The sequence below is a fragment of the Sulfurospirillum sp. HTRB-L1 genome, assembly GCF_059415125.1.
Window position 1 is genome coordinate 123220 of record NZ_JCAHZR010000005.1, and the last position, 26214, is coordinate 149433.

Here is a 26214-nt window from a genome sequence, read left to right on the forward strand (position 1 = left end):
ATTTTTTTGGTTAATGGTAGCAGGTGTGTATTGCCAAATGGTTACCGCAAAGAGACCCATGGAGTGCAAAGGGTTTTGTGTGAGGAGGAATAGTTGGCCTTAGAGCCGAAAGATTTCTGGCTCTATGCGGATGTGCATTTGGGGTGCTAGAAGTGAATAAATGAGAGATTTTGATAAGGCTTGATGACAAAGTGCCTTTACTTTTTCCTCATCATGTTCCGAGTAAATATAGAGTTTTCCTTCAAGCGCTGCGATTCTCGCTTCACCTTCGTAACCGATAACACCTAGAAGTGCAAGAGGGTTTTCCATGGTGCATGTTAGACGCACCTCCATTTCGCTCAGAAGAAGCCGCTCCTTTTTGGCTTCTTTTTTTATTGTCAAAAGGTAGCTGCTGATGAATGAGGCAACGAGGAGTTCCACGCAAGACAAAGAAGTGGCCTTTGCGTCAAACGCGACAATATCATCAACGATAAGGCTTTGATTGCGTGTGTAAAATTTAACCTCATTGGTGGGGGTGACGAACATACGAAAGAGTGAGCGAAAGTGATTTTGTTCGTCTAGAGGAGCGTTAGGCAGCATGTGCACTTCTCAGGAAAAGGGCTGCTTGATAAAGAGCGTTTAGCTTCGCTTCGATAATGGCTTGCGTGTTGAGCGGTCGGTTTGAAAATGTTGCAAAACCACAATCTGGATTGAGCCAAATTTTTTCTTTAGGGAGGTACTGCAAAGCCTCTTCTACTTTAGCAATGATTTCTTCAGGCGTTTCGATTCTGGGTGTTCGAGGGTTGAGCACGCCTAAGCCTAAAATAATGGAGTCTGCAAGAGAGCTTTTTTTAAAAAGTGAAGCAATTTCGCCCGCACGGGGTGTTGAAAATTCCAAGTGTAGTACGTTTGCGCCGGAAGCTTCAAAAACAGGAACTAAGGGCGTATACGGACCGCTTAATAACGTACTCTCATCACTACTCCAATTGCCTCGGCATACATGTAACGCCGAACGAACCTTTTTTTGGTTTATATAATCAATAAGTTCTTGAATCAAGCGTGTTGCAAAACGTAACTCATGGCTAGGGTCTTTTCTCTCCGAAAGCGCAGCACACATGAAGCTTCTAGGTTTGCCGTGCGTAAAGACAACTTCGGTCAACACGGGCTCGTCAAGTTGAATCATGTATGCGCCGTTTTCAACCAATATGTCCACTTCTTTTTTAAGAACCCTTAGGATGTCATCACCCAAAGCCTCTTTAGTTGAATAATGCTTTGCCGAGAGGGCTGGTAGCCACATGGATCGTGTCAAAAGGTAAGGTCCTGGGAGTGTGACTTTCAAGGGCTTTTGTGTGAAGCGTTGCAGGAGCGCTAACTCTTTTGCAACCAAACTTTCACCGTAAGATACTTTGTCGACACAAATGGCATTTTTGATGCTAAAACCAGGTACGTCAAGCTTTGTCAGTATTTCCTCAAAGGATTCTTTGTCATCAATGAAGTCGAGCATTTCAACCATAGACATTAGCTTAACACCTGAGAGTTTGCGCGCAACAAAGGAGCAGTAATTATCCCGTGATAACTCACCACTTGTAAGAATGTCAACACCATTTTTTTCTTGACTTTGAACGATTTTTTGTGTTTGGTTTGCTATTAAGGTTTCAAACTGAGAATCCTCTTTATTTTTATGAAGATACTTTAGGATTTCATTTTCTCTTGGCCAGCTTCCAATAAGACTAATGGGAAACAACGGTAGTGTTTGTTGCATCTTCTAAGGCCTATTCAAAAAAATTCAAACGTTCAACGGCTTCTTGAAGTTGAGCAAACCCTGATGTTCTTCCCTTGACCCATTGTTTGAGTCCTTCCATGTCCATCATCTCTTTGTGTTTTGGATTAGTGTAGTCCATTTTGAACAATACCGCTTCCCATTCTTTCAAACGCGTTTTTGGAAAGCCTTTGCGTACTGTAAAAATACAATGGTCAAATAGAGGAGTTTTCTCAAAACAAACGATTTGTGTTTCGTCAATTGTGCCGTCTTTTTTCCATGCTTCGTAATTTAAATCCACGCAAACGGATGCGTCAATCGTACCATTTTTAAGTGCTTCAAGCGCCTCATGCTCACCACCGACGTGGTCACCGTGCAGTCCGTATCCTATGTTAAAAACAACTTCCTCATACTCTTTGCCAGCAAGCAATCCCTGTTTGGCTAAATGGCCAATGGGAATCAGTCGTGCTTGCGGAGAATCAATTGCGCCAAAGCCAATTTTTTTATTTTTGAGGTCTTGAACGGTTTGAATGCCAGTGTTTGCCCGCGTCAAAAAGACACTTGAGCGATCCTGGTCGGTATCGCGCATGGCACTTTTGGTGCATGTGTGGTTTGAACGAATCACCGAGTCAATCCATGCCAACGGAGAATTCCAGGCAATATCGATTTGCGCGTTTAAAAGTGCATCCACTTGTGTGTGGTAATCTTTATAAAAGAGGCATTCGACATCAAGATGATTTTGACGGAAAAAATCTGCAATAATATCCCAGATAACCGTAACTTTTGGGTCATAAATGACCGCACCGATTTTAATTGATTCGTGATGCATTGTGAACCTTTCTTATGTGCTTAAGGGATTTGTTGACCCGAAACGGCTTTGCCTAACCATATGTTTAAAACATCGACACTTGGAGCCATGATGTGGCTAGCGAAAGAATCTCGCAAGAGTCTCTCGAGGGAGGTTTGTTTATTATAGCTCTTTCCACCACCCACGCGCATGGCAATCGTGGCGCTTTCGATAACGTTTTCAGAAGCAAAAATTCTCGCCGCAATAATTTTCAAAACAGCATCGGCTTCTTGGTCGTCGTAACTTCTTGCTGCTTCAAATGCCAGAGTTCTCGCCGCAATCATTTTTGTATACAAGCGACTCAGGTGGATTTGTACTGTTTCAATATGGCTCAATGAAAGGTCTTGGGCATATTTTCGCGTGGTCGCATGGTGGAGGGCTTCTTGGTAAATATCAGCGCTAAGCCCGCTATAAACTGAAGCTAAGCCTGTGAGAAAAAAGGAAGCGACCGTTGTGAAAACTTGTTCGATTCCACTGCCGTCTTCTCCTATCTTGTACCCATTGTCTAAAAAGAGGTCTGTCATTTCCATTGGACATGAAGCATTGGCGCGCATGCCAAGACCATCCCATTGGGAAAATAAAAATTTAAGCCCTTTTGTTTCAAGGGGAATGACCCAGTTGTTTAGTTTTTCCCCCTCTTTTGCTGGTGATAAAACCAAATAATATGAAGCATAATTTGCTGATGTGACCATGCTTTTAGTCCCATTCAAAGTGACACCAGTGGAGGTATATTCTGCTGAGATTTCGGGCTTGTAAAAATGTGTTCCTGTGCCCAGTTCACTGTATGCGAGTGCGAGTAATTTTTTGTTTTTTACGACGTCTTTAAAAATCTTCTGTTTTAGGGATTCGTCACCGTGATTGTTGATGCACATTAATGCGACGTTGTGCATCATGTAGCATAAACCAACAGTTGCAGAACTTTCTGCTAATGCCATGCACACTTGTGCATGCTCGCTTAAGCCTTTCCCTTTTCCACCGTATGTTTCGGGAACGAGAAGTGAAAAGTAACCTTCACTGCCTATTTTGTCGAAAATCTCTTTGGGAAAAACTGCGTCTTCGTCAAGCTGTGTGGCTTTTGGGGCAATCTCTTTGAGAGAAAACTGTTTTGCATGGTTGTAAAAATCCATAGGGGGCTCCATATAGTGAAATTTGTATAGCAACAACCTGTTGCCTACTAACATGGGTTCGTGCGGTATGTTTTTGGGATAATGTTTATTTTTTAACTTGGGCAGGAGTATAACATATTGAAATAAATAATCAAGATAAACAGGAGTGTTTTTTGGTCTTAATTACTTATTTTGAATGTTTTGTTGCCTCCCAAACACCTTTACATGTAAGCCTTTTAGCTCCTCCTAAGGGGGATTGAACTATGATTGCATATTTTAATAATCATTACCATTTAAAAAATGGTTTGGTTGTAACTGAGGTTTTTCTATGTCCGCACCCCTTTACATCAAAAGTCAAACTCCCTTTCGGTTGCGTTTAAAATCCGCTGTTTTTGCCCACGAGGCTTCCGTGGAAGAAATCATGCATGCCCTTGAGGGCAGGGTGCTTTCCTGCCGGGTCAACACCAAGTGCACCTCGCTCATCCTTTACGTGGACCAAGCACATAGCACGGTTGAGCAGATTTTGAACATCCTTGGAGGCATGGACAACATGCTTTCTCTTCCTGGGGCGCAAAACACAGATTTGGCCAGCAGGTGTGAGTCTAGTTGTGCGGCTTGTACGGCGCGTCACCACGCTCCCGTGGCGTTTAAGCGTCGACTGGTGGAGTTTGGTTTGCTCAGTGTGTGCGCGGTGGGATGGTTTGTAGCGGAGCATGTTTTTGGGGTGATAATCGTGGCGACACCCTTTTCTCTTGTGGCAGTGGTGTCCATTTTTGCGGCCTTACCTTTGCTAAAAGAGGCCTATGGGGACATTAAGGCAGGGCGTTTTAGCCTTCAAAGTTTTATGTCTGTGACCTTGCTCGGGGCGATTTTTGGCGGCGAAGCGATGGCGGCCTTTGAGATCATCTACATCTTGCGCGGGGGCATGTTGTTAGAAGAGTGGACAGCAGAACGCTCACGCCGAGAGATTCACAAACTGGTGGAGCTAGACGTTAAAAATGCTTATGTGTTAGTGGATGGCTTGGAGCTAGAAGTGGCGCTAAGCGATGTGCGCGAGGGCGACACGGTCGTGGTGCGAAGCGGAGAGAAAATCCCCGTGGATGGCGTGGTGGTTTTTGGTGTGGCAGAAGTGGACGAAGCGCTCATCAATGGGCGCAGTGAGCCAGCGGTGCGGGAAGAGGGCGATGAAGTGTTTGCCAATACGTTGGTGGAAAAAGGACGCATCGGCATCCGCGTCAACGCCATGGGACAAAACACTTACATCGCGCGGATTTTAGCTAAAGTGGAAGCTTCCCTAGCGCAAAAATCCCCCAGTGAAGTGGCTGCGGATAAGCTTGCGTCGCGGCTTTTACGCCTTGGGACGGTGCTAACGGCGGGGACGTTTTTACTCACTGGCTCGGCGCTTCGGGCGTTTTCGGTGATGATTGTCATGTCGTGTCCGTGCGCGACGGTTTTGGCGGCCAGTACGGCCATCAGCGCGGGCATTGCACGGGGTGCAAGGGAAAACATCCTCATCAAAGGCGGGCAATATCTTGAAAAAGTGAGCCAAAGCAAAGTGTTTTGCTTCGACAAAACAGGCACACTCACCACAGGCAAACCCGTTGTTTCAGCGGTGCATTTAGCCAAAGGGGTGGATGAAGCGACCTTGTTTGAGTACGCCGCCCTTGCCGAGTACCGCAACACTCACCCCATCGCCAAAGCTATTATTAGTTACGCTAAAAGCATCGGGGTTGCTCCTGAGGCGTACTGGCACTGCGATGTTTTCCCCGGACTTGGGGTCAAAGCTTCTCATGATGCTTCGCGGGTGTACGTGGGCAACGAAAAGTTTTTTGCCCACCACAAGCTTTCGCTAAGAACTCTAAAAAGCCACGCTAAAGCACATTTGGAAGCGGGTGAGACGGTGGTGTACGTGGCAAGCGACAAGGAAGTCCTTGGGTTTGTGGCCTTTACCCACGAGGTGCGCGAGGGCACAAAAGAGATGCTTGAGGGCTTAAGGGCGCGTGGGGTAGAACACCTCATTCTCCTCACAGGCGATGCGCCAAGTGTGGCGGACACCTTTGCTAAGGCGTACGGGTTTGATGGGGTGTACGCAGATTTGATGCCTCAAAACAAAGCCGACATCGTCCAAGAACTCAAAGCCAACTACGGCAACGTGGTCATGGTGGGCGATGGCGTCAATGACACCTTGGCCATGAGTAAGGCCGATGTAGCTATCGCCTTTGCGTGCGGCGGAAGCGAAGCGGCTATCGAGGTAGCCAATATCGCCATCACCGATAGCAACCCTGCGGATATCGTGAAGTTGTATGACCTAAGCTTCAAAAGTCTCAACGTGGTCAATCAAAACTACTGGATTGGCACGGGCACGAATCTTGTGGGCGTTGGTTTGGCAGCAGTCGGACTGCTCTCGCCTGTGGCCGCAGGGGCGATTCACCTTGGGCACACGGTGGGGATTATGGCAAACTCGTCTAAGATTGCCTTGCGTTAGCCTTACATGTAAGCCCTTTTCAAGCAGTGTTACTTGTTGTCTCCTTTTTGTTATAAATCCGTGACATAATGGCCGGTGAAAAATCCATTTTGTGAGGAGAGGAAGATGAACATAACACGTGCATTTTTGGCGGTGGTCGTGCTTGCCACGGGAGTTGTTGCGCAAAATACAGTGGTGCAAGTAGGCCCAAGACCGTATTATCTGGTGGATGACATGGACGCGGGGCCGTTAAAAACCTCCCTCCAGCAATGCAAAGTGCGCGAGTTTAAAAAATCTGATTTTTCCATCGGACACCGCGGGGCGAGCATGCAATTTCCTGAACACACCAAAGAAGCTTACCTTGCCGCAGCACGCACGGGCGCGGGTATCATCGAGTGCGACGTGACCTTCACTAAGGACAAAGAACTGGTGTGCCGCCATTCCCAGTGCGACTTGCACACCACGACCAACATTTTAGCCACGCCGTTGGCGGCGAAATGTTCTGAGCCTTTTAGCCCTGCAGACCCTGCCACAGGCAAAAAAGCAACGGCGAAATGTTGCACCAGCGACATCACTCTTGCCGAGTTTCAAACCCTTCAGGGAAAAATGGACGCGGCTAATGAAAATGCCACAACACTCGAAGCATACATGAATGCCACACCCAGTTGGCGCACCGACCGTTACGCTTCCACGGGCACGCTCATGACCCATGCGCAAAGTATTGCGCTGTTTAAAGAACTTGGGGTAAAAATGACACCTGAACTTAAATCCGCCAGTGTCGCCATGCCTTATGAGGGGAGCTACACCCAAGAGAAATACGCGCAACACATGATTGATGAGTACATCAAGGCGGGCGTGAAACCCTCTGACGTGTTTGCCCAATCTTTTGATTATAAGGACATCTTGTATTGGCTTAAGCATACGCCTGAATTTGGCAAGCAAGCGGTATTTTTGGATGAGACTTTAGACCCAAAGGACGGGTACGCTAAAGACATCGCGGAGCTTGATGGTTTCAAAAAAGACGGCGTGAAAATCATCGCACCACCTCTTTGGGCGTTGGTGAGCTTAGATAAAAACGGCGCTATTGTGCCATCAACCTACGCAAAAGCCCTTAAAGCGCGCGGGCTTGGCATCATCGCGTGGTCGTTGGAGCGCTCAGGTTTACTAAAAGATGGCGGCGGTTGGTACTACCAAACCATCAAAGAAGCCACCACTAACGACGGCGACACCTTTGTGCTTTTAGACGTGCTCGCACAAGAAGTTGGGGTGATGGGTGTTTTTTCTGATTGGCCGGCCACGACGACGTATTATGCAAACTGCAAAGGTCTTGTCCGCTAAGGATTACGGGGAGCTTTTGGGCTCCCTTTTTGGCTTACATGTAAAGCTTGAAAATCTTCGTAGATGCGTACACCTTGCTTTGATTTGCATGGGCGATGAAGAGATTGCTTTTATCAAAAAGAAGCGAGTGTAGGGCAAATAACGTGCATACTATCCACACGAGAGCCCATAGTTTTTGAACAACGGTTGTCTTTACATGTACAGGTTCTTGCGTCTTTTTGTAGCCGTGTAGCATTGCGTCAATGCCATCGCTTTTTTTTATAAATTTATCAATCAACGCGCCGCTTACATGTAAGACAATCACTCCTAATAATACGTTTGCAAAAAACTCATGAGACTCTTTAAAAATCTTCATCTTTGCAAAAGGCGAAGAGTGTAAAAACGATAAAATTCCATGATTTTCTTCCGCACCATAAACCAACAAGCCTGTAATGACGGTAAAAAAAGTAAGGACTATCATCAAAACGATGGCATAGCTTGACGCTGGATTGTGTCCCACGTACTCTTTTGTTTTTACAAAAGCCGACGCAAGATACTTTTTTAAATCACCCAAGGTAAAATTAAAATCTCTAAATTTGGAATATTTTGGCCCCATAAATCCCCAAAAAACTCTAAAAAGCATCACGATTCCAAGTGTAAGACCAAAAGCTGCGTGGTAACCAAGCAAGGTGTCAAAATCGCCCAAGATGTAGCTTGTGGCAAAAAAGAGTATAAGTAGAACATGAGCCACCCTGTTTGCAACTGGCCAAATATAACTTTTTGTCATTGGTTTCTCCATAATGTAGATAAACGTCTATATGTCATTGCCGCTATCTTTTAGGTTTTTTGTTTCCAAATCTTCTGTGGATAAGGTGACTTTTGTTCCTTCGCCAAGGGTGCTGTGGATGTGTATCGCGATTTCATGCATGGCGAGGATTTTTTTGACGATGGACATGCCTAGGCCTGAACCCCCTGTGTGTTTTGACCTGCTTTCATCCCCGCGGTAAAATTTTTCAAAGATATTTTCTACTGTTTGTTCAGACATGCCTATGCCAAAATCTTCGATACTTAGCAACAGCGTGTCTTGATGTTTTTCCAGGCAGATAAAAATTTTAGAGTGCGCATGGGAGTAAAAAATACTATTTTGCAAAATATTTTTGATGGCAATTTTGAGGAGATGTTCATTGGCATACAGCGAAATGGCTTCTTTAATCTCAGCCTCCAATGTGCACTGTTTTTTTTCTGCCAAGGGTTTAAGTTCATGGATAACCTCGAGAAGTATTTCATCAAGATAGACCATCTCTTTGATGTTTTGTGGCGCGGTGGTGTCTAACTTTGCCACAAGAAGCAAGTTTTCTATCATCTGCTGGACACTTAATACCTCGTCCAAGGTGCTTTTGAGTACGTTTTTGTATTCTTGTGGTGGACGGTCATGTTTTAGCGCCACTTCCAATCCGCCTCGCATAATTGTCAGGGGTGTTTTGAGTTCATGAGAAACATCGCCAGTAAACTGAGAGATTTGAGTGTAGGCTTTGTCTACCCTGTCTAAAAGTTTATTGACTTCGTGAGAGATTTCATCGATTTCATCATTTGTTTTTCTTGTTTGCACCCTTTTTGAGAGGTTTTTGGCACCGATACTTTGAATTTCTTCCAAGAGAAGTTCAATAGGGCGAAATGCTCTCGAGATAAGAATATTGCCAAAAAGAACGGCAAAGAGCAGCACGATAGGAACAATAAAAAGGATGATATACCTCAGGTTTGGAAAAAGCTCTTCCATTTTTTTAGGAATGCTCACGAGCTGTATGGTGTAATCTATCTGTTCATGAGAGAATGCTAATGTTACCACCACTCTATCGCTAGCAAGTTCGAAGAAGATTTTATCTTTTTCAGGCGGGGTTTTAAGGGGTATATTTTCCGGAAAATATTGTGTTTTAAACACCTCGTCCGCTTTGACAACTTTGATAAAAAGAGGCCTAAAATCAAACTCTTCAACCTCTTCCTCTAGGGAAGTATGTTTAAAATCTATATGGTGTACGACAATATCATCCTTGACGTCCAAGATGATGACTTTGAGCGTGGCTTCCATCTTATCGTGTATCGCATCTTGTAAAAACTTTAGAAGAATCCCCCCAAAAAGGAGAAATAAGAGTGCTTGCACAAGCAGATAATATAGAAGTAATTTAAACTTCAATGATTTTCTTTTAGTCATCATTGAGGCAAAATCCCATGCCGCGAACAGTTTTGATGAGCTTGGGCTCATAGCCCTTGTCTATCTTTGTTCTCAAGCGGTAAATATAAACATTGACAATATTGCTGATGCTCGTTTCGTTCAAATCACGCATTGCTTCGTTGATTTTTGTCTCTGAGAGTACGTGGTTTTTGTGGCGCATCATGTATTCTAAAAGAGAAAATTCTTTTGCGGTGAGCTTGATGGTTTCGCCACGCCGCTTGACTGTTTTTGTGAGCAAATCCATTTCAAGGTCAGCAAGGGAGAGTTGTGTGGAAACCCCTGTCTCTTGATGGCGCAGTTGGACTCGAATGCGCGCTAGGAGTTCGGAAAACGCGAAGGGTTTTGCCAAATAATCATTGGCCCCTTCGTTTAGCCCATGGACTTTATCTTCGGTCGTGTCTTTTGCGCTTAAGATAATAATAGGCGTCATGTTATTGTTTGCGCGTAGCATCTTGCAAACGGAGATTCCATCAATATGTGGAATCATAATATCTAATAAAATAAGGTCGTACACATTGGTGCTAGCCAAATAAAGGGCTTCATCTCCACTGCCACTAATGTCCACAGTGTACCCTTCTTCATTGAGCCCTTTTTTCAGAAACTCTGTGATTTTAATGTCATCTTCTACGATTAAAAATTTCATCATTTATTTTACTTCAAACATTGTTATTTAATCCTTGAAACATCTTTAAAACCGATGCTATTAAGCATGGCTTTTATTTCCGCTTCGCCCCTCATAAAATGGATATGCGCAATAGTGTTTTGCTCAATTTTAATGACGGTGAGGGCATTTGGTTTTTGCGGGAACAGCTCTTTTTTTTCATAAATTAACAGCACAGGGTAGGGGTACTCTTTCATCTTAGGCAGCGCAAACATTTTTGTCACAAATAATGGCATCTCATGAATATCTGAAATAAATAGCGCCTTGTGCTCTTGTAAAAAAGAGGTTGGCTTGCTTTGTAGTAACGTGTTAAACAACACTGCCACCTCTTTTTCAAAAGCAATAAACAAAACCGCATAATCACGGCTATTTACTTGGTGCACCTTGTCAAATTGGTCAGGAAGGCTAAAAGGGGGTATTGCCTCTCCTGTATTGAGTATTTTTGTATGGCCAAAAATGCAAATTGACACCAGTGTAAACACAAGGCGCAGCACCATGTTATCTCCTTTGTAACTGAAGATTTACACGAATGTCCACCTCGTCTCTAACGGTTAAAAAGAGCAACGTGGGTGGCGCGATTTCGTATTCGCTCATCTTGACTGAGAATGTGGCATTGAGTGTAAGCTGTTCGTCTTTTTGTTCTATAGCAACAGGAATGGTTACTTGTTTTTGGACACCGTGAAGCGAAAGAATTCCAATTGCATCGTACTTTTCTCCTTCTTGTGTAAGCTTGTGTAGTGTAAAAACTACCTTCTCATATTTTTTGTGTTCCATTGCTTTGTGCATATTCTCATCTCTGCCTTGCTTGTCTGAGACAAAGTCAAGAACGTGAAAAAAGACTTCACCACGTAAGGAAGTCACAGGCTCTTCCATGGTAAAAGTTGCATAAATTTTTTCCGTATAGGGCTCTATGGATGAGTCACCAAAGACTTCTGTATGGGCCTGAATACTTCCTTGTACGAGTTGCAATTCTCCTCCATAAAGGAAAAATGGAACCACAATGAGCACTAAAAACTTTTTAAACACGATACACCTCCTTGGAAATTTTGTAATTTATTTTTTGACTTAAAAGATAGATAAATACCACCAAAAAGCAAAGGGGAAGATAAATAATCCACTGCTCTAAAGCCACCAGTAATCCAGCCCCTGAAGCCACCCATCCGATGAAAATCATATAAATACCGATGCTTTTTAAATCAAGGTTTCCTACAAGATGTTGCAAGATAGCTACGTTGTAGTAAGAGATAACAAGCGGGTAGACTAGACTTAATAACCACGCTTCATGAAGAAAATAAAACAAATAAGAAAGAGCAAACAGCACCAAAATACTTATAGAGGTTTGATGCTGGTTTGATTTTGAAAATATGCCAAAAATAATCCCAATGAGGTGAAAGCTAATAATCTCAATATGATACCCGCCGCGCCACAAGGGGATGGTAATATCGCGCGAGAGGGTTTCAAACAACGCCGAATCTAAAAAAACCCAAAACCCCATCATGAGTAAAGAGTAGCCTCCTGTGCTTTTTATAACAAAACCCTCTTTTGTGCACTTTTTGCAGTATTTGATTCCAAAATAAGAAAGCATCGCACCTGCACTTAACACAACACCAAGCAAGGTTCGTGAAGCGGGGTTGGTCGCAAAAAGTAAGGTTCCAACAGTGTAAGCTAACCCCAAGGAGAAGAGCAAATCAAATGCACTTCTTCCTTTGAGCGTATGGATGATGAGTGGTGCCATGCCACCAACACTAAAGCCCAAAAGAAAGAGTGTGATGATGGTAAAGTGTGGGTAAGCTAACGTTATAAGGAGTTGCAAAAAAAGCAAGGCATAGACTTTTTTTTCCGCCCTGAGGGCCACATGGGAGCTTACGTACGAGCCTATCATGCCGCCTATGGGCAAAGGAGCGATGGCTAAAAGATTGGAGTGAAATACTTCAACAATGCCAGTTTGCGCAATGAGAAGATAATAACAAAGTTCAAAGCCTACAAAAAAAACAACGGCGGGATTAATGGGTAGCATAGTGTTCCTCCTTTTGGTAAAAAAAACCTATATAGATGCTCGCAAAAAGATAATCAAAGGCGAAGATGCCAAAGGCTTCGATTCCTAGCCTTGAGGAGAGGTAGAGGGCAAGAAAAACAGACCCCACAAAGAAGCGTACGATGACGCTTAGGCGTGTGATGATGGCTTGATGTAGCGGGTGCCTTAGGGCGCTATAGTGCATCACCCCTGTTGTCATTACAAAAGCAAAGACGACGTACTCGTAAGTGCCTCCGAAGGAAAAACCTAGGAGCGGGTAGAGTGCGCCTGCAAAGAAAAAGAGAAAAAGGCCTCCGAAGCCATCGGCTAACAATCCAACTAGATTGTATTTTTGTAAAAGATTGTATTTTTCCTTTACATGTAAAAAGCTCAACAAAGAGAATAGGGTGATAAAACCAAAGAGTGAACGCAATGACCAAAAAAACTCTGTTGTAAACAAAGAGGTGTAGCCTGCTTGCACAAAGCCAGACAAGCTTAAGACCAGAAACATTCCGAGCATACCAAGTAAATAGGTAAAAACAAATCTACGGCTAAACAATGCTTTTGCAACATTCCCAAAAAGACTCAGGGTCATAAAAAGCACGCCTATACCCATCGCCACATGGGCGTGGGCAACGACGAGGTCATTTCTGTGAAAAATCCAACGGATGCTTTCTATAAATAGAAGGTTTCCTTCAATATCAACAAACAAAAAAGCAAGGATAGAGATAAGCAATAAGTTTTTTGAGTGCGGTTCGATGTTTGCATCGTGAAACCAGCGGTACAATAAAGGCACGTACAAAAAGGTGAGCCACTGAAAAAACCACTCTGCCTCATAGCTCAGCGGGCCTACAACAATGCGATACAGCACTGAGGAGAGGTAAAAAACCGTAGGAATAATCCAGCAAACATGCCAACGTGCCCGAAAGGCCGAAACGGACAAATACTTAAAGATAAGATAATAAACAGGGATGAGTGTTAGGCTCATCCCAAGTGTGTTGTCTCCGTGTGGTCCGCTAATGGTTGCTTCAACTTGCCCGATGTTAGGATTCATCAAAATCAAAAGGGCAAAAGGGGCTACGACCACAAAGGCCAAACTGACTTTAATCCACAAGGGTTTTTTTTCATACAAATTGATGTAGCGGTACAGACTTGCGATATAAAAAACTCCCGCAAAGGCGAGTAGGGCATTGAGGCTATAGTGAAAGTCGTAAAAGGCGAGGTCTCTTTTGACGCCCATGAGCAAGGAGAGCGTCATAATGGTTAAAAATACGTACCAAAAAATCGTATAAATCTCTAGCAACCTTACGCTTTTTGCATCGTAACCCACATCTTTAACAATAAGAAAAAAAGGAAGGTACGAGAGCATGAGTGGGATGAAGCCATACAGCATGAGCGAGATGTGCGCTGAGCGCAAATTGCTTGGATTTAGCATTTCTGAGTCCACAAACATGCCTAAAAGATTAAGGGAATAGATGATCCCAAAACTAAGCCCAAGGGCAAAAAAGCCCACAGAAAAGTAAAAATGTTTTTTAGCGATTGCTTGAAATTTTTCCATCACAAACCTCATAAATAGTATCAGCACATGTGGCTAGTTTTGTGTCGTGTGTTGCCACAAGAACCGTGGTGTTTTTCTTGGTTACTTCCTTGAGCAATGCAAAAACCTTGTGAGAATTTTTGGAGTCCAAGTTCCCTGTTGGCTCATCTGCAAAGATGATTTTTGGGTCATTGGCCAATGCTCTGGCGATAGCAACCCGCTGCCTTTGTCCTCCCGAAATCTCATGAGGATACTTTGAACTTATCTCTTTAATGCCCAGTCGTTCTAGGGTGTGTTCGATAATCTTATGCTCCTTATGGTCCATAGCAAGGGCGATGTTTTGCGCCACGCTAAGGTAGCCAATTAGGTAGTGAAACTGAAAAACAAATCCGATATTTTGACGTCTAAAGGCATCAATATTTTTGATCTCTTTGCGCGATTGATTGCAAAGGTGTAGCTCACCTTGTGTGGGCATGAGCAGTGTGGAAAGGATGGATAAAAGTGTAGATTTGCCACTGCCACTCTCGCCAATAAAGCTTACAAACTCCCCTTGTTTGACATGCAAACTTACATCGCGCAAGGCGGTATCTTGGCCATAGTGATGGGTAATATGCTTGGCCACTATCACTGTTTTCCTCCTTGGATTAAGATGATAGGGTCGATTTTTGAAGCACTATAAGCAGGAAGCAGTGCTCCTAAAACGGTGATGATAAGTGTCGCAACAAAGATTTCAAAAGAGAGCCAGGCACTTATCTCGCCGTTGATATAGCCTTGAAACATTGCTGTGTTTTTGATGGCATAAAGAAGGATATTGGCAAGAAAAAAGGCACTTAAAAATGAGAAAACACCAATGAGCACACTCTCAATAAACAGACCAAAACTTATCTTTTTTGCACTAATGCCAAGGGCTTTCATGATGCCAAACTCTTCTCTTCTTTCATTGACGGTGATGCTCATCACCGAAGCGATTCCCAAAAGGCCCATAATGAGTGCGATAAAAGAGATGACGTTAGAAGAGGTGTTGATGATTTTAAATTGGTTGTAATTTTCTACAAAGTGTTGCGTCGATTTGGCTTCAATTTTTTGGCTTAGTTTTTGGATGTTGGAGAGAACTGCGTCGCTATCTGCGCCCAAATCGACATTGACCAAAAGCATGGAGGCTGATTTGTTAAAGATTTCTCCCGCATCTTGAATACCCATGACAATGCCGCCATTTTCAAAACCAAGGTCACTCTCAAACACCCCGCTAATGGTAAATATTTTATCTGCAATCTTGACTTCCTTGGGGTGGTTTAGCTGGGTTTTGATGGTTTTTCCGACGATAACTTCGCCAGCTTTTGGGTAATCCCCTAAAAGCAAAGTGTAATTTGAAAACCTGTTAGAAGAGGTTCCATAAATGGCAACGATGGGCAAATGCTCAACAGGACTTGCCCCAACAATCAGCGCCGCAACCTTGCTCACGCCCACTACATGCTCTATTTGGGGGATAATTTGCATGTCCACGTTGCTAAAAAAGGTATCTGAAATCTTTGCTTGTGTCACGATGATGTCGCCATCTGAGTTGAGGATGGAGGAGTACATGGAGATGACGCCATGAGAGATAGCGGTGATTAAAAAAATGGCAATTAAAGAAAAGGTGAGACTTGCGTAAATGAGCATAGTTTTTAACCTACTGGCCCTTAAGGCTTTTAGCGCGTTTGCTACCACAGAACAACCTTGTGTTTGATGGTGGCAGTATAAAAAGTTAGCGTGAACGTCACATGAAGGGTATATGAATTTTTGTTCATAATCGAAAAAAAAGGAGCCGCGCGTGCTATACTCTCACTTTTACAAAAGGAAAACCATGCAACCTTCAAGAGATTATTTTCACAAAAAAGCCGAGCATTTTGGTAAAAATTCAGGGCACACGGATAACGTCAGCGCCATCGCCGAGGGGATTTTAAACACCTTTGTTTATGAGCGTACCGCGACGCATGTGATGGACTTTGGTTCAGGCACGGGCTTGCTCACCCAAAAAATCGCCCCCCATGTGCGCAAAATCACCACCGTGGATGTTTCGCCTGCTATGAACGCGCAACTCAAAGCCAAGCTAGAGCACTTTCCTTGCGAAGTGGAAATGCTCGAATGCGACCTTACATGTAAAGAAATTGAAGCGGAGTTTGATAGCATCATCTCCTCCATGACCATCCACCACGTGGAAGATGTGGGCGCACTGTTTGAGAAGTTTCACCGCTTGTTAAAAAACGGCGGAAGCATCGCTTTGGCGGATTTGGAGAAGGAAGATGGCTCCTTTCATAGCGAAGACACGGGCGTGTTTCACTTCGGGTTTGAGCTTGAAACTTTCAAAACATGGGCCGAACAAGCAGGCTTTGAAGAGGTAGAGATTGGCATCGTCACCGTGGCTAAAAAACCCGCCAAGGAGTACCCGATATTTTTATTGACAGGACGGAAGGGGTAGGGATTTTGTATTGCTTAAATGGCTCTACATGTAAAGCATAGACACTATGAAAATTAACCGTTTATTTGAGATTACGACCGTATTGCTCAACCGTGGAACACTCACAGCACGGGAACTTGCCGAGCATTTTGGTGTCTCAACACGAACGATTCTTCGTGATGTGGATGCCTTGGCACTCTCAGGAGTTCCTGTTTTGATGAAAAAGGGTTATGGTGGTGGTATCTCTCTTTTAGAAAACTATGTGATGAACAAAACGTTGATGTCGGAACACGAGAGTGAAAGCCTCTTGTTCGCCGTTAAAACCTTGCAGGCAACGCAGTATCCAGATGTGGATAGTGTCCTTGAGAAAATGGGTGCACTTTTTAAAAAGGCGGCACAACATGACTGGGTTGAAGTTGATTTTTCGCATTGGGGGAGTTTGCCCAATGAAAATAATAAATTTAGAGAGATTAAAAAGGCTTTATTAACGCGAAAAGTGATTTCTTTTGAGTATGTCAATGCTGAAGGTGAGCAAACGAGCCGTTTGGTTGAACCTCAAAAGCTAGTTTTTAAAGCCAACGCATGGTATTTAATCGCGTATTGCACCGCCAAAGAAACGCTACGAACTTTTCGCATTTCACGGCTGAAAAATCTCAAAATCACGACAGAAACCTTTCAAGAAAGAATCTTTGAAGCTACGACAACGAAGACCTTAGAAGCATTTACCTCTCCAAACATTGCTTTAAAACTGCGATTTAATGCCACAGTTCTTAACCGTGTGTATGATGATTTTTCAGATACATTGATTGAAAGAAGTGAAGATGGAAGTGTGATGGTCGAAGTCTCTTTCCCTGAGGGAGAGTGGCTGTATGGGTACCTTCTCTCCTTTGGTCCGTGTGTGGAAGTGCTTGAGCCAACATACTTTAGAGAAGAACTTGCGACAAGGCTTGCTAAAACACTCACACTTTATTCATAGCTTTTTATAACATGACACACTGTTGTCGTATTCCTTTGTCTATACTTTGAAATCTAAAGAGAGAAGAGAGGAAATTATGGATGATGTAAGCAATGAATTTAAAGGTAAGCGTATTCTTGTCACAGGAGGCACCAAAGGTATTGGTGAGGCGATTGTGAAACGTCTTAAACAAGCGGGTGGAACGCTTATCACGACAGCGCGCTCAGAGCCTAGCGATATGTCAGGATTAGACTTATTTATAGAAGCAGATGTGAGTCAAGCCAAAGGGTGCGAAACAATCGTTCAAAAAGTAGTGGAGACTTTTGGTGGCGTGGATGGTGTGATTCATAATGTTGGAGGCTCATCAACGCCAACAGGAGGCGCACTCTCTTTAAACGATGATGATTGGATTGAGACTTTTAATGCCAATTTATTTGCAGCGGTTCGTTTGGATAGAGCGCTACTGCCCTTGATGCAAGCACAAAATTCGGGTGTCATCATTCACATCACATCGATTCAACGCAGGCTTCCTGGTGAGATGACCATGCCATATTCTGCCGCCAAAGCGGCTTTGACAAATTACAGCAAGTGCCTTGCCACCCAAGTCGCCCCTTACGGGATACGTGTCAATACCGTCGCACCTGGATTTACGGAAACAACGGCTGCAAAGCGGCTCATTGAGCGTATGGCGAAGAACCTAGAGACGAATTATGAAGGTGCACGAGAAGCATTGATGCACTCTCTTGGAGGCATCCCGTTAGGTCGCCCTGGTCGTCCCGAAGAGGTCGCTGAGTTGGTTGCGTTTTTAGCATCAAATCGTGCTTCTTACATCACAGGGTGTGAGCACATCATTGATGGTGGGACGCTTCGTAGTCTTTAGAGCTTTGCTTTAAAGACGTGTAAAGAGTTCTGTAAGAACTCTAATAAAAAAGGAGAAATCAATGTCAACACATCAACTACCACACCTTATTTCAGCGTTTGTTCGCGCCAATAATGAGCATAATTGCGATGCGATTCTTGCATGTTTTGCTAAGGATGCACTCGTTCAGGATGAAGGAAATGATATTCAGGGCATCGATGCTATTCAAAAATGGCTAAAAGAGAGTATTGAAAACTATCAATTCACGCTAGAGGTATTGCATTTGAGTGAAAATGAGAATGAAACGGTACTGAGCGCACAAGTTTCAGGAACATTTGATGGAAGCCCGATTCCTTTGGATTATCATTTTACGATTTGTGATGAAAAAATTGTGAGATTGAGTATTCGATTGATGGGTGCTTGATAGGAGTTTACATGTAAGGAAAAATCCTTACATGTAAAGCTATTTTTGAAAGTGCTTTAGCGATAAAACGGTTCAAGTGTTCAGGGGGCTGTTTAAAAATTTTATGTCCTCTTGAGACTTGGCTTGCTCAACTTGCTAGGAGGTGATGTCATTAAGCTCTAAAAAAAAGGGCACAGTTGGAAGATTGCCTCACCTTTTTCCTTCAACACACCTTATCAATTCCTCTACCACATCCACATAATCTTGCTCTTCTCCGCTGGCTTTAGCCGAGAGGATGGCGCCTTCGAGGGTCGAGGTGATAAAAAGGGCGAGTTTGGTGGTGTCGCAGGGGGCCAGTTCGCCTGAGGAGATGGCTTTGTCGAGGATGGTTTTGACGTTGGCACGAAAGGTGGCGTAGATGGTGTGCATGAGGGTGTTAAAATCCGCGTCGATATTGGACATCTCTTGGACGATGTTGGCAATGGGACATCCGCGTTTAAAATCCCGCGTGGACGTGTCGCGCAGTTTTGCGTAAAAGGTCTCTAAAAAACCGCCCTCATGCGTGGCAACGTAGCCGTAGCGTTCGTCAAATTTTTTCAAAATCGTCTCTTTAATCGCAGCAAGTGCCATCTCTTTTTTGTTGGCAAAAAAATGATACATGGAGCCTTTGTGAACACCTGCTTTGGCAAGGATGGCGGCAAGGGATGCTCCTTGAAAACCCTGCGAATAGACCTCTTCAAATGTCGCTTCAATGAGTTTTTGGCGTGTTGATTCCACGGTGGCTCCTTGTGTTGTTGGGAGGGATTATAACATAGTTGGCGCAACTTGACTAATCGGTCAAATCGCGTTAAAATTAGTTGACTGATTGGTCAAGTCAAAAAAGGTGCGTTACTCGAGACGCTCAATGCATGGATACCATTACTTAAAAAGGAAAAGTCATGCCACTAATTACAACCGTGAAACCTGAAAATGCCACCGGCGAGCTTGCAACGCTGTATGAAAAAATACAAGCCATGCGCGGACGCGTAAGTAACACCGCCCAACTCTTTAGCGCAAGTCCTGAACTGGTTAAGCAGCAAATGGCCTTTGTAGAGTACTACATGCTCAACCAAAAAAGCCTTTCCATGCCCCTTTTGGCGTGCATGCGAATGCTCATTTCAGACAAAAACAATTGCACCTATTGCATCGATTTTAACGCGTCTATTCTCATCAATATGCTTGGTTGGACACCTAAAGAGGTCGAAGCCGCGCGCGCAAACCCTCAGGATGCAAAACTAGAAGAAAAAGAAAAAGCGATGCTTTTGTTTGTGCTCAAAGCCGTCCGCACTCCTCACGATATCACCGCTTCGGACGTGCAAAGTTTGCGTGAGCTTGGCTACAACGACGGAGAGATTTTAGACGCGACCAACCACGGTGCGAGGATGGTCGCGTTGGACATCATCTTTGACGCGTTTAAGATTGAAAAAGACTTTTAACCCTTACATGTAAGGGTTAAAAACGTTTCATAATCTTCCCCAGTACCACAAGCAAGACCGTGGCACAGGTGGTTAAAACACCTAAAAGTACGAGGGCAGGGAAGATACCAACGTGTTCAAAGATGTAGGCAAAGGAAAAGGGCGCAAGGGCGGCGGCGATGATTTTGTAGCGGTTGAGTTTGCCGGTGAGGTGGCCGTACCCTTGCGTGCCAAAAATGGCCAGCGGCAAAGCACCTCGCGCCACATAGTTGATGCCCTGGCCCGCGCCAAAAAACGTGATGAACAGCGTTGCAAAAAGCACACTTACCCCACTTAAAAGCATGAGCCACACGCCCAAGGTGAGCAGTCCGTAAGACAAAAGTGCAGAGTGGAAAGGGGAGATTTTGCGCGCTCCTAGCATCTCTAGCACGCGCGCACCCACTTGAAGCGGCCCTAAAAGCAAGCCCAAGGAGATGGCCAACGAAGTTTCAACGCCCAATGCGTTTAAAAGCCCCACAAAATGGGTCTGAACCGCGGCAGTGGGGATGGCGATGAGTGCAAACGAAACACCTAAGAGCACAAACGCCGTGCGTTTATCCCCCTCTAAAACAGGGGATTTTTCAGTTTTCACAGGAATAAATCCGCCCACGCCACGTCCAAGCACCCACCAGTGCAAAGGCGCACAAAGCAAAAGGTGCAAAAGCGCCAAGATCCCATACACTTCCCGCCAACTCAAAAACCCCAAAAGCCAGCCCACTAACGGCCAAAAAATAGTCGAAGCAAACCCCGCAATAAGCGTAATCTGCGTCATGGGAAGCCGCGCTTTGTCCTTGGCGATTTGCGAAAACGCCACAAACGCCGCCTCGTACAACACAAGCGTAGCGCTCATCTGGGTAAAAAGCATGGCAAGTACGTAGCCTAGCTTGGTTTCCACCAACGCCAAAAGCCCAAGCCCCAGCGCCGCTAGCAAGGAGCCCGCACTCATGATGATGCGCGCGCCGTACCTGTCCAAACTTCGTCCCGCCCACGGTGCGATGAGTCCGCCCGCCAAAAGCCCAAGGGAGAAAACCCCAAACACAAAACTTTTGCTCCACAAAAAATGCCGCTCAAGTTCCAAAGAGAGCAGGGTGAATGCGTACAACAAGGTGCCATACCCAATGGTCGTGGTCACACCAAGTCCTAATACAGAAGCAACGGTTTTTTCAACAAAAAAAGGGCGCATGGAAGCTCTTGAAAGAAGATTTTAGCAAGTGTAGCGGGTTTTTCTTTACATGTAAGACTTGTTGGTTTTTTATGTGTCGAAACAAAAATACATTGCCTCTTGTTGTCTTTTTCGTTTACCGTTGGGTGTTAAGATTCCAAAAATCAAATGTGGAGTTATAAATGAATCTTATAAAAGAGTTGATAAAAACCTACCTTCTATTTTTCTTTATATTTTTTTCAGGAAGAGTAGTTTTGTATGGTTTGTATGCCCAGAGATTTGAAGAGATAACGCTTTTTGAATCCCTCCTAAGCTTTCTCTATGGGTTAAGGATGGACACGATTACGATTTCTTATCTTTTGATATTTCCTGTTTTACTGCTCACATTGACTCCCAAGCGCACGGAGTTGTTTGTTTCAAAACTCCTAAGTACGTATGTGTTAGTGTGCCTTTTGACGCTCATTTTTATTGAAAATGCAACGTTTCCATTTTTTTCCGAGTATGATGTGCGGCCAAATTATCTTTTTCTGGAATACCTCAAGTACCCAAAAGAAGTAGGTTCGTTGATGTTTAAAGAATACAAGTTAGAGCTTTTGCTTTCTTTTGCGATGATGGGGCTTGCGGCGCGCTTGTTTTTAAACTCCACTGCTATCAATTTTTCCAACGCTTTTAACGTGCCTTACCGCACAAGAATCCTGCTCTTGCTCCCTCTTTTGCTTGTGCTGTTTGTGGGGATTCGCTCCTCTTTTGGGCACCGAGCAGCCAACACGTCCGATGCTTTTTACAGCACCAATCGCATCATCAATGAAATCACTAAAAACTCTATGCATTCGGTTGCGTATGCTTACTATAGCAGTAAAAAACATGGAAGCAAGAGCATCAAACGGTATGGAAAAATGGAACTTTCGGAAGCCTACAGCCTTGCTTCACAGATGCTTAACATTGGTTTTGATGACCCAGCACATCCTTTTAACAGAACAGAAAAGACACAATTTCCCTCCACTGGGCCAAAAAATTTGGTCGTTTTTATTCAAGAGAGCATGGGTGCGCAATTTGTAGAATTTTCTGGTGGCGCACAAAATATGACACCCACTATGAATAAGCTTGGAAAAGAGTACCTTGCTTTTTCAAATCTTTATGCCAATGGAACACGAAGTATCCGTGGGCTTGCTGGACTGAGTTCTGGTTTTTTGGCGGTACCTGGCGAAGGGGTTGTGAAAAGAACAAAGTCCCAAAATGATTTTTTTACCCTCTCCTCACTCCTTGAACCCCACGGGTACAAATCAAGCTTCATTTACGGAGGTGAAGCACGTTTTGACAACATGAAAAGCTGGTACCTTGGCAATGGTTTTGACAGGGTCATCGAACAAAAAGACTTTGAAAATCCAACCTTCACGAGCACGTGGGGGTGTTTGCGATGAAGACCTTGTTATTAAGGCAAACGCGCTATTTAAAGAGCACTTTCAGAAGAATGAGCGGTTTGTTTCTGTTATGTTTAGCCAGTCCAATCACTCGCCCTTTGAGATTCCGGAAAATAAAATTGCGTACGTCAAAGGTGTCCCAAGACAAAGCGAGGAAAATGCGATAAAGTACGCCGATTTTGCCATTGGAAGGTTTTTTGAACTTGCCCAAAAAGAAGCCTACTTTAAAGATACCGTGTTTGTTGTTGTGGCTGACCATAACGTTCGTGTGCATGGCGACGAGGTTGTACCAGTTGATATGTTTCATATCCCCGCGGTTATTGTGATGGAGGGTATGGTGCCACAAAACTATGCAAAACTTGCCTCGCAGCCCGATGTGCTAGCAACCGCGCTGGATCTATTGGGCTTGGAACTTTCCTATCCCATCTTGGGTCATAGCATCTTTTCAGATGACAAAAAAGAGGTCGCCTTGATGCAGTTTAACGACACCTATGCTCTTAGGCACAAGGATAAAATAGCTATCATTGCCCCTGATATTCTCCCTCAAACGTATACTTATGCAAACAAAACCTTGACGTTAGCAGCACATGACAGTGTGCTTGAACGCTCAGCCATCGCCATGGTTACGGTTTTGGAAGACATGTACGATAAAAAATTATACCGATAGGTTAGCCAACAAAAAAGGAAAAAGCGTTGAGAAACCAGCCAAAATATCACTTTTTGAAAAACACATCCTATGCGCTTCATGGGCTTGTAGACATTGTAAAAAACGAGACCTCTTTTAAGATTGAACTGCTGTTGTGCGTGGTTTTGATTCCTTGGATTATTTTTTACGATGGAGAGCTTGTCTATAAACTTTTTTTATTTACCTCTCTTTTTGGCGTATTGCTTGCAGAAAGTATTAATAGTGCCATAGAACGTGTGGTTGATTTGGTAACGCTTGAGCATCATCAAATGGCAAAAAGAGCCAAAGACGTTGGCAGTTCTGTCGTTTTTTTATCCATTGTTTTATTTCTCGCTACATGGGGGAGCATTCTTTATCGTACTTTTTAGCTTCATGTGGTTTTGCTTTACATGTAAGACCTTAAAGCACTTCATGGTACACTTTTTCTCTATTTTTTAAGGAGTACGTATGGATACATTTGAAAATGTAAGTGTTGTTAAAAAGGCCAATGTCTATTTTGAAGGCAAGGTGACAAGCCGCACGTTGGTGTTTGCGGATGGGAGTAAAAAAACCCTAGGCGTCATGCTTCCTGGAACTTATAGTTTTACCACCGGGGCGGCTGAAGTGATGGAGATTCTTGTGGGAAATTGCGAGGTGCATTTGGGTAAAAATACCTTACATGTAAGGGCGGGAGAGTCGTTTGACGTGCCCGCACTTAGCACGTTTGAGATAACATGCCCTGAGGTTGTGGATTATTGTTGTTCATTCGTAGAATAAAGAGGGGAATCCCCCTCTTTTAGGCTGCTAAGCCCTTTGCCCAAGACTCCATGAGTGTGTGGAGTTCTTCCTTGGGTGCTTCAAGAAACTCGACGATAAACGTCTCTTCAAGTTCGCACACACCGATGCTTCGTGGGCGCGCGGCGAGGATTTTGGTATCAGGGATGGCTGGCCCAAAACAAAAAAGGATGTTTTGCGCATCTTTGAGTCCCGCCACCATAGGGCCATCGAGTTTTTTGGTGTGGCTGTAGTGGTCAAAAACCCCAATAAACGCCGCAGTAGGGTGGTTTTCTATCTTCTCTTTAAAATACGCCAAGATTTCTGGCACGCTTTTAAAAGCGGTTTCATCTTTGTCGATTTCCAAAGAATACACAGGGTATTTGTCCATAAAAATACTTTTTTTCATAATTTTCCTTTACATGTAAGATTATTCTTGGATGCAAATTTCACGTTTTTGCATGTGAATGAGGGTTTGGTAAATGACGATGCAAATGACTACCGTAGTGACGCCAATCATCCCATAGGATAAGAAAAGTAGAGCCGCATCGTGCGTGGAAGCGTACATGCGCATGGCGGCGATGGCCATGGCGGCAAGGGGAAACACAAAGGCCCACCACGAGATGAAAAACTTGATTTTGACAAAGTTTTTGTACATAAACCCAATGAGCAGTGTAAAAAACAGCGCCAAGTTAAAAAGAACATGGGCAAACACATCGATGTGTTCAAGCATCCGCACATACGCGATAAACCCGACCGCAGGAGGCGCGATGAGGATAAACAGGGTCGGCATGAACTTGGTGGCTAGCTGATTGTGAAAGATGATGCGGTTGAGCAAAATGGCAAAAACCACCACCCAAAAAAAGATACCGACACTAAAGAAGTACATGAGCACTCCTTGCCCCGCAAAGCCAACCCCTGCGATGGGCACAAGCACGTTGCCTACGATGGGGATGAACCACGCAGGGTTAGAGTGGTCTAGTTCTTGGTTGTGGTTAATCCAAAAGGCGATGGTGTGCATGGTGAGGTAAAAATGCAAGGCCGTCCCAGGGTACCAAAACAACGCCGAAATAGAAGGATAATGCTCTTTATAGATAATAGCAAGCATGAGCATGGAGATGGAAACTGCCGCAAAAAAATTGATGCGCACGGGGTGGGCAAATTCGTTTTTGACCGCCATGGGGTAGCGCAGGTATTTGGTGAAGTACAGCAAGGCGATGACGCAAAACAATCCTGTCGTCACTACCATCAGTACACTCCCAATAAGATGAGGAAAATGGAGCCATTCTCCCGCCTTTTGGTACATAATCGTCAATCCGCTCATCCCCATGACAATGGCAAACATCATGATGGGGAAAAACTTCAGCCGTTCTTGGTTGGTCGCACACACTGCTTCCATACGTTACTCCTACACACAATAAAATTTCGCGAAGCATACTCTTTTTGTGAACATATGTCAATAAAAAATCTGCTACAATACCGCAGAAGAATACCTACTAAGTAGGTGCAAAAAAAGGAAAACCATGGGAAGACAAAAGATAGAACGCGCATGTTCGTTTAAGCCTCTTTACACGCTATTTGCCCCCGAAAACGTCGTGGCGGAAGGGGAGATGGAGCTCAATAGCGACGAGATGGAAGCCATTTACCTCATGGACTATGAGTCCATGTACCAAGAAGACGCGGCCAGCTTGATGAACGTTTCGCGCCCCACCTTTTCGCGCATCATCAAAAGCGCGCGCACCAAGATAGCCACGGCATTGGTGCGGGGCTATCGGATGCGGATTGTAGATACTAAGGACAAATTTATCGTCGCCTTGCCCGTGCTTTCACAGACGGATTTTTCCACTTTTCCCAACACTGCCCCATGGATGGCGCTGGTACAGTTGGCCAACCAAAAGGTCGTTGCGGTCACCTTTGTGCCAAACCCCGCCGCTTCGCAAAAACCCAGCGCGTGCTTGCCCGACTTTCTCAAATCCCATGGGGTGAGCTATTATTTGGGGGCAAGGGTTGGCGAAGGGCTCAAAAACATCCTCCTTGCGCGCGGTATCTTTGTGAAAAAAATCCCCCCACTTGGCGCACTTGAAGAGATTCCCACGCACATTTGTAAGTGTCTTTAGCCTCGACCATGTTAT

27 protein-coding genes and 1 pseudogene are annotated in these 26214 nt (G+C 44.3%); 11 read left to right on the forward strand and 17 right to left on the reverse strand.

Going from position 1 to position 26214, the window contains the following annotated elements:
* Positions 1 to 99: 99 nt before the first annotated feature.
* Genes AC5SLM_RS09780 through AC5SLM_RS09795 form a run of 4 tightly spaced genes read right to left on the reverse strand, consistent with a single transcriptional unit; the run spans position 100 to position 3712 of the window.
* Positions 100 to 579, reverse strand: a complete 480-nt coding sequence (locus tag AC5SLM_RS09780; protein WP_495250767.1) for an OsmC family protein — start codon at positions 577 to 579, stop codon at positions 100 to 102.
* Positions 569 to 1741: a cobalamin-independent methionine synthase II family protein gene (locus tag AC5SLM_RS09785; protein ID WP_495250768.1), complete on the reverse strand. Its 1173-nt coding sequence runs from the start codon at positions 1739 to 1741 to the stop codon at positions 569 to 571. The genes AC5SLM_RS09780 and AC5SLM_RS09785 overlap by 11 nt, the downstream gene beginning before the upstream one ends.
* A 10-nt stretch (positions 1742 to 1751) precedes the next feature.
* Positions 1752 to 2567, reverse strand: coding sequence for a phosphate/phosphite/phosphonate ABC transporter substrate-binding protein (locus tag AC5SLM_RS09790; RefSeq protein WP_495250769.1), 816 nt, complete (start codon positions 2565 to 2567; stop codon positions 1752 to 1754).
* Between the two features lie 20 nt (positions 2568 to 2587).
* Positions 2588 to 3712: an acyl-CoA dehydrogenase family protein gene (locus tag AC5SLM_RS09795; RefSeq protein WP_495250770.1), complete on the reverse strand. Its 1125-nt coding sequence runs from the start codon at positions 3710 to 3712 to the stop codon at positions 2588 to 2590.
* Positions 3713 to 4019: 307 nt separating this feature from the next.
* On the opposite strand from AC5SLM_RS09795, the gene AC5SLM_RS09800 reads away from it, so the two are divergent.
* Together AC5SLM_RS09800 and AC5SLM_RS09805 are read left to right on the forward strand one after the other, a co-directional pair.
* Positions 4020 to 6176, forward strand: a complete 2157-nt coding sequence (locus AC5SLM_RS09800) for a heavy metal translocating P-type ATPase (RefSeq protein WP_495250771.1) — start codon at positions 4020 to 4022, stop codon at positions 6174 to 6176.
* Positions 6177 to 6281: 105 nt separating this feature from the next.
* Positions 6282 to 7493, forward strand: coding sequence for a glycerophosphodiester phosphodiesterase family protein (locus AC5SLM_RS09805; protein WP_495250772.1), 1212 nt, complete (start codon positions 6282 to 6284; stop codon positions 7491 to 7493).
* Positions 7494 to 7527: 34 nt separating this feature from the next.
* Here AC5SLM_RS09805 and AC5SLM_RS09810 read toward each other — a convergent pair whose 3' ends face one another.
* From AC5SLM_RS09810 to AC5SLM_RS09850, 9 genes are read right to left on the reverse strand one after another with little or no spacing between them, the layout of a single operon-like run.
* On the reverse strand, positions 7528 to 8259 hold the full coding sequence (locus AC5SLM_RS09810) for a cytochrome b/b6 domain-containing protein (RefSeq protein ID WP_495250773.1): 732 nt from the start codon (positions 8257 to 8259) through the stop codon (positions 7528 to 7530).
* Positions 8260 to 8286: 27 nt separating this feature from the next.
* Positions 8287 to 9663 (reverse strand): sensor histidine kinase, encoded by a 1377-nt coding sequence (locus AC5SLM_RS09815; protein WP_495250774.1) that lies wholly within the window; start codon positions 9661 to 9663, stop codon positions 8287 to 8289.
* Positions 9664 to 9673: 10 nt separating this feature from the next.
* Positions 9674 to 10348, reverse strand: coding sequence for a response regulator (locus AC5SLM_RS09820; RefSeq protein WP_495250775.1), 675 nt, complete (start codon positions 10346 to 10348; stop codon positions 9674 to 9676).
* 20 nt (positions 10349 to 10368) lie between these two features.
* Positions 10369 to 10860, reverse strand: a complete 492-nt coding sequence (locus AC5SLM_RS09825) for a hypothetical protein (RefSeq protein WP_495250776.1) — start codon at positions 10858 to 10860, stop codon at positions 10369 to 10371.
* 1 nt (position 10861) lies between these two features.
* Complete coding sequence (locus AC5SLM_RS09830; protein ID WP_495250777.1) at positions 10862 to 11389, reverse strand: YceI family protein; 528 nt, start codon at positions 11387 to 11389, stop codon at positions 10862 to 10864.
* Entirely contained in the window at positions 11382 to 12380 is a 999-nt protein-coding gene (locus AC5SLM_RS09835; RefSeq protein ID WP_495250778.1) for a hypothetical protein, read from the reverse strand. The genes AC5SLM_RS09830 and AC5SLM_RS09835 overlap by 8 nt, the downstream gene beginning before the upstream one ends.
* Positions 12367 to 13935 carry a hypothetical protein gene (locus AC5SLM_RS09840; RefSeq protein WP_495250779.1) on the reverse strand — a complete coding sequence of 523 codons (1569 nt, stop codon included), beginning with the start codon at positions 13933 to 13935 and terminating at the stop codon, positions 12367 to 12369. The genes AC5SLM_RS09835 and AC5SLM_RS09840 overlap by 14 nt, the downstream gene beginning before the upstream one ends.
* Entirely contained in the window at positions 13910 to 14542 is a 633-nt protein-coding gene (locus tag AC5SLM_RS09845) for an ABC transporter ATP-binding protein (RefSeq protein WP_495250780.1), read from the reverse strand. Before AC5SLM_RS09845 ends, AC5SLM_RS09840 begins: the two co-directional genes overlap by 26 nt.
* The gene (locus AC5SLM_RS09850; protein WP_495250781.1) at positions 14539 to 15621 is read right to left on the reverse strand and encodes an ABC transporter permease; all 1083 of its coding nucleotides are present in this window, start codon (positions 15619 to 15621) and stop codon (positions 14539 to 14541) included. The genes AC5SLM_RS09845 and AC5SLM_RS09850 overlap by 4 nt, the downstream gene beginning before the upstream one ends.
* A 136-nt stretch (positions 15622 to 15757) precedes the next feature.
* Here AC5SLM_RS09850 and AC5SLM_RS09855 point away from each other — a divergent pair, with 136 nt between their 5' ends.
* From AC5SLM_RS09855 to AC5SLM_RS09870, 4 genes are all read left to right on the forward strand, one after another.
* Entirely contained in the window at positions 15758 to 16372 is a 615-nt protein-coding gene (locus AC5SLM_RS09855; RefSeq protein ID WP_495250782.1) for a class I SAM-dependent DNA methyltransferase, read from the forward strand.
* A gap of 46 nt (positions 16373 to 16418) precedes the next feature.
* Positions 16419 to 17327, forward strand: coding sequence for a helix-turn-helix transcriptional regulator (locus tag AC5SLM_RS09860; RefSeq protein ID WP_495250783.1), 909 nt, complete (start codon positions 16419 to 16421; stop codon positions 17325 to 17327).
* 76 nt (positions 17328 to 17403) lie between these two features.
* Positions 17404 to 18186 (forward strand): SDR family oxidoreductase, encoded by a 783-nt coding sequence (locus tag AC5SLM_RS09865; protein WP_495250784.1) that lies wholly within the window; start codon positions 17404 to 17406, stop codon positions 18184 to 18186.
* 61 nt (positions 18187 to 18247) lie between these two features.
* Entirely contained in the window at positions 18248 to 18589 is a 342-nt protein-coding gene (locus AC5SLM_RS09870) for a nuclear transport factor 2 family protein (protein ID WP_495250785.1), read from the forward strand.
* Between the two features lie 189 nt (positions 18590 to 18778).
* Here AC5SLM_RS09870 and AC5SLM_RS09875 read toward each other — a convergent pair whose 3' ends face one another.
* Complete coding sequence (locus tag AC5SLM_RS09875; RefSeq protein WP_495250786.1) at positions 18779 to 19345, reverse strand: TetR/AcrR family transcriptional regulator; 567 nt, start codon at positions 19343 to 19345, stop codon at positions 18779 to 18781.
* A 161-nt stretch (positions 19346 to 19506) separates the two neighbouring features.
* Here AC5SLM_RS09875 and AC5SLM_RS09880 point away from each other — a divergent pair, with 161 nt between their 5' ends.
* Entirely contained in the window at positions 19507 to 20043 is a 537-nt protein-coding gene (locus tag AC5SLM_RS09880; RefSeq protein ID WP_495250787.1) for a carboxymuconolactone decarboxylase family protein, read from the forward strand.
* 16 nt (positions 20044 to 20059) lie between these two features.
* On the opposite strand, the gene AC5SLM_RS09885 is transcribed toward AC5SLM_RS09880, so the two are convergent.
* Positions 20060 to 21244 carry an MFS transporter gene (locus tag AC5SLM_RS09885; protein WP_495250788.1) on the reverse strand — a complete coding sequence of 395 codons (1185 nt, stop codon included), beginning with the start codon at positions 21242 to 21244 and terminating at the stop codon, positions 20060 to 20062.
* Positions 21245 to 22263: 1019 nt separating this feature from the next.
* On the opposite strand from AC5SLM_RS09885, the pseudogene AC5SLM_RS09890 reads away from it, so the two are divergent.
* The 3 genes and pseudogenes from AC5SLM_RS09890 to ppnP all read left to right on the forward strand — a co-directional run bounded on the left by AC5SLM_RS09890 (position 22264) and on the right by ppnP (position 24085).
* Positions 22264 to 23311 (forward strand): annotated as a pseudogene (locus AC5SLM_RS09890) (LTA synthase family protein).
* A gap of 26 nt (positions 23312 to 23337) precedes the next feature.
* Positions 23338 to 23697, forward strand: coding sequence for a diacylglycerol kinase (locus AC5SLM_RS09895; protein ID WP_495250789.1), 360 nt, complete (start codon positions 23338 to 23340; stop codon positions 23695 to 23697).
* Positions 23698 to 23776: 79 nt separating this feature from the next.
* Positions 23777 to 24085, forward strand: coding sequence for a pyrimidine/purine nucleoside phosphorylase (gene ppnP / locus AC5SLM_RS09900; protein WP_495250790.1), 309 nt, complete (start codon positions 23777 to 23779; stop codon positions 24083 to 24085).
* Positions 24086 to 24104: 19 nt separating this feature from the next.
* Here ppnP and AC5SLM_RS09905 read toward each other — a convergent pair whose 3' ends face one another.
* Positions 24105 to 24491 (reverse strand): DUF6858 family protein, encoded by a 387-nt coding sequence (locus tag AC5SLM_RS09905; protein WP_495250791.1) that lies wholly within the window; start codon positions 24489 to 24491, stop codon positions 24105 to 24107.
* 21 nt (positions 24492 to 24512) lie between these two features.
* Positions 24513 to 25481, reverse strand: coding sequence for an SLAC1 anion channel family protein (locus AC5SLM_RS09910; RefSeq protein ID WP_495250792.1), 969 nt, complete (start codon positions 25479 to 25481; stop codon positions 24513 to 24515).
* 124 nt (positions 25482 to 25605) lie between these two features.
* Between AC5SLM_RS09910 and AC5SLM_RS09915 the strand changes: the two genes are divergently transcribed.
* The gene (locus AC5SLM_RS09915) at positions 25606 to 26199 is read left to right on the forward strand and encodes a DUF134 domain-containing protein (RefSeq protein ID WP_495250793.1); all 594 of its coding nucleotides are present in this window, start codon (positions 25606 to 25608) and stop codon (positions 26197 to 26199) included.
* Positions 26200 to 26214 lie beyond the last annotated feature (15 nt).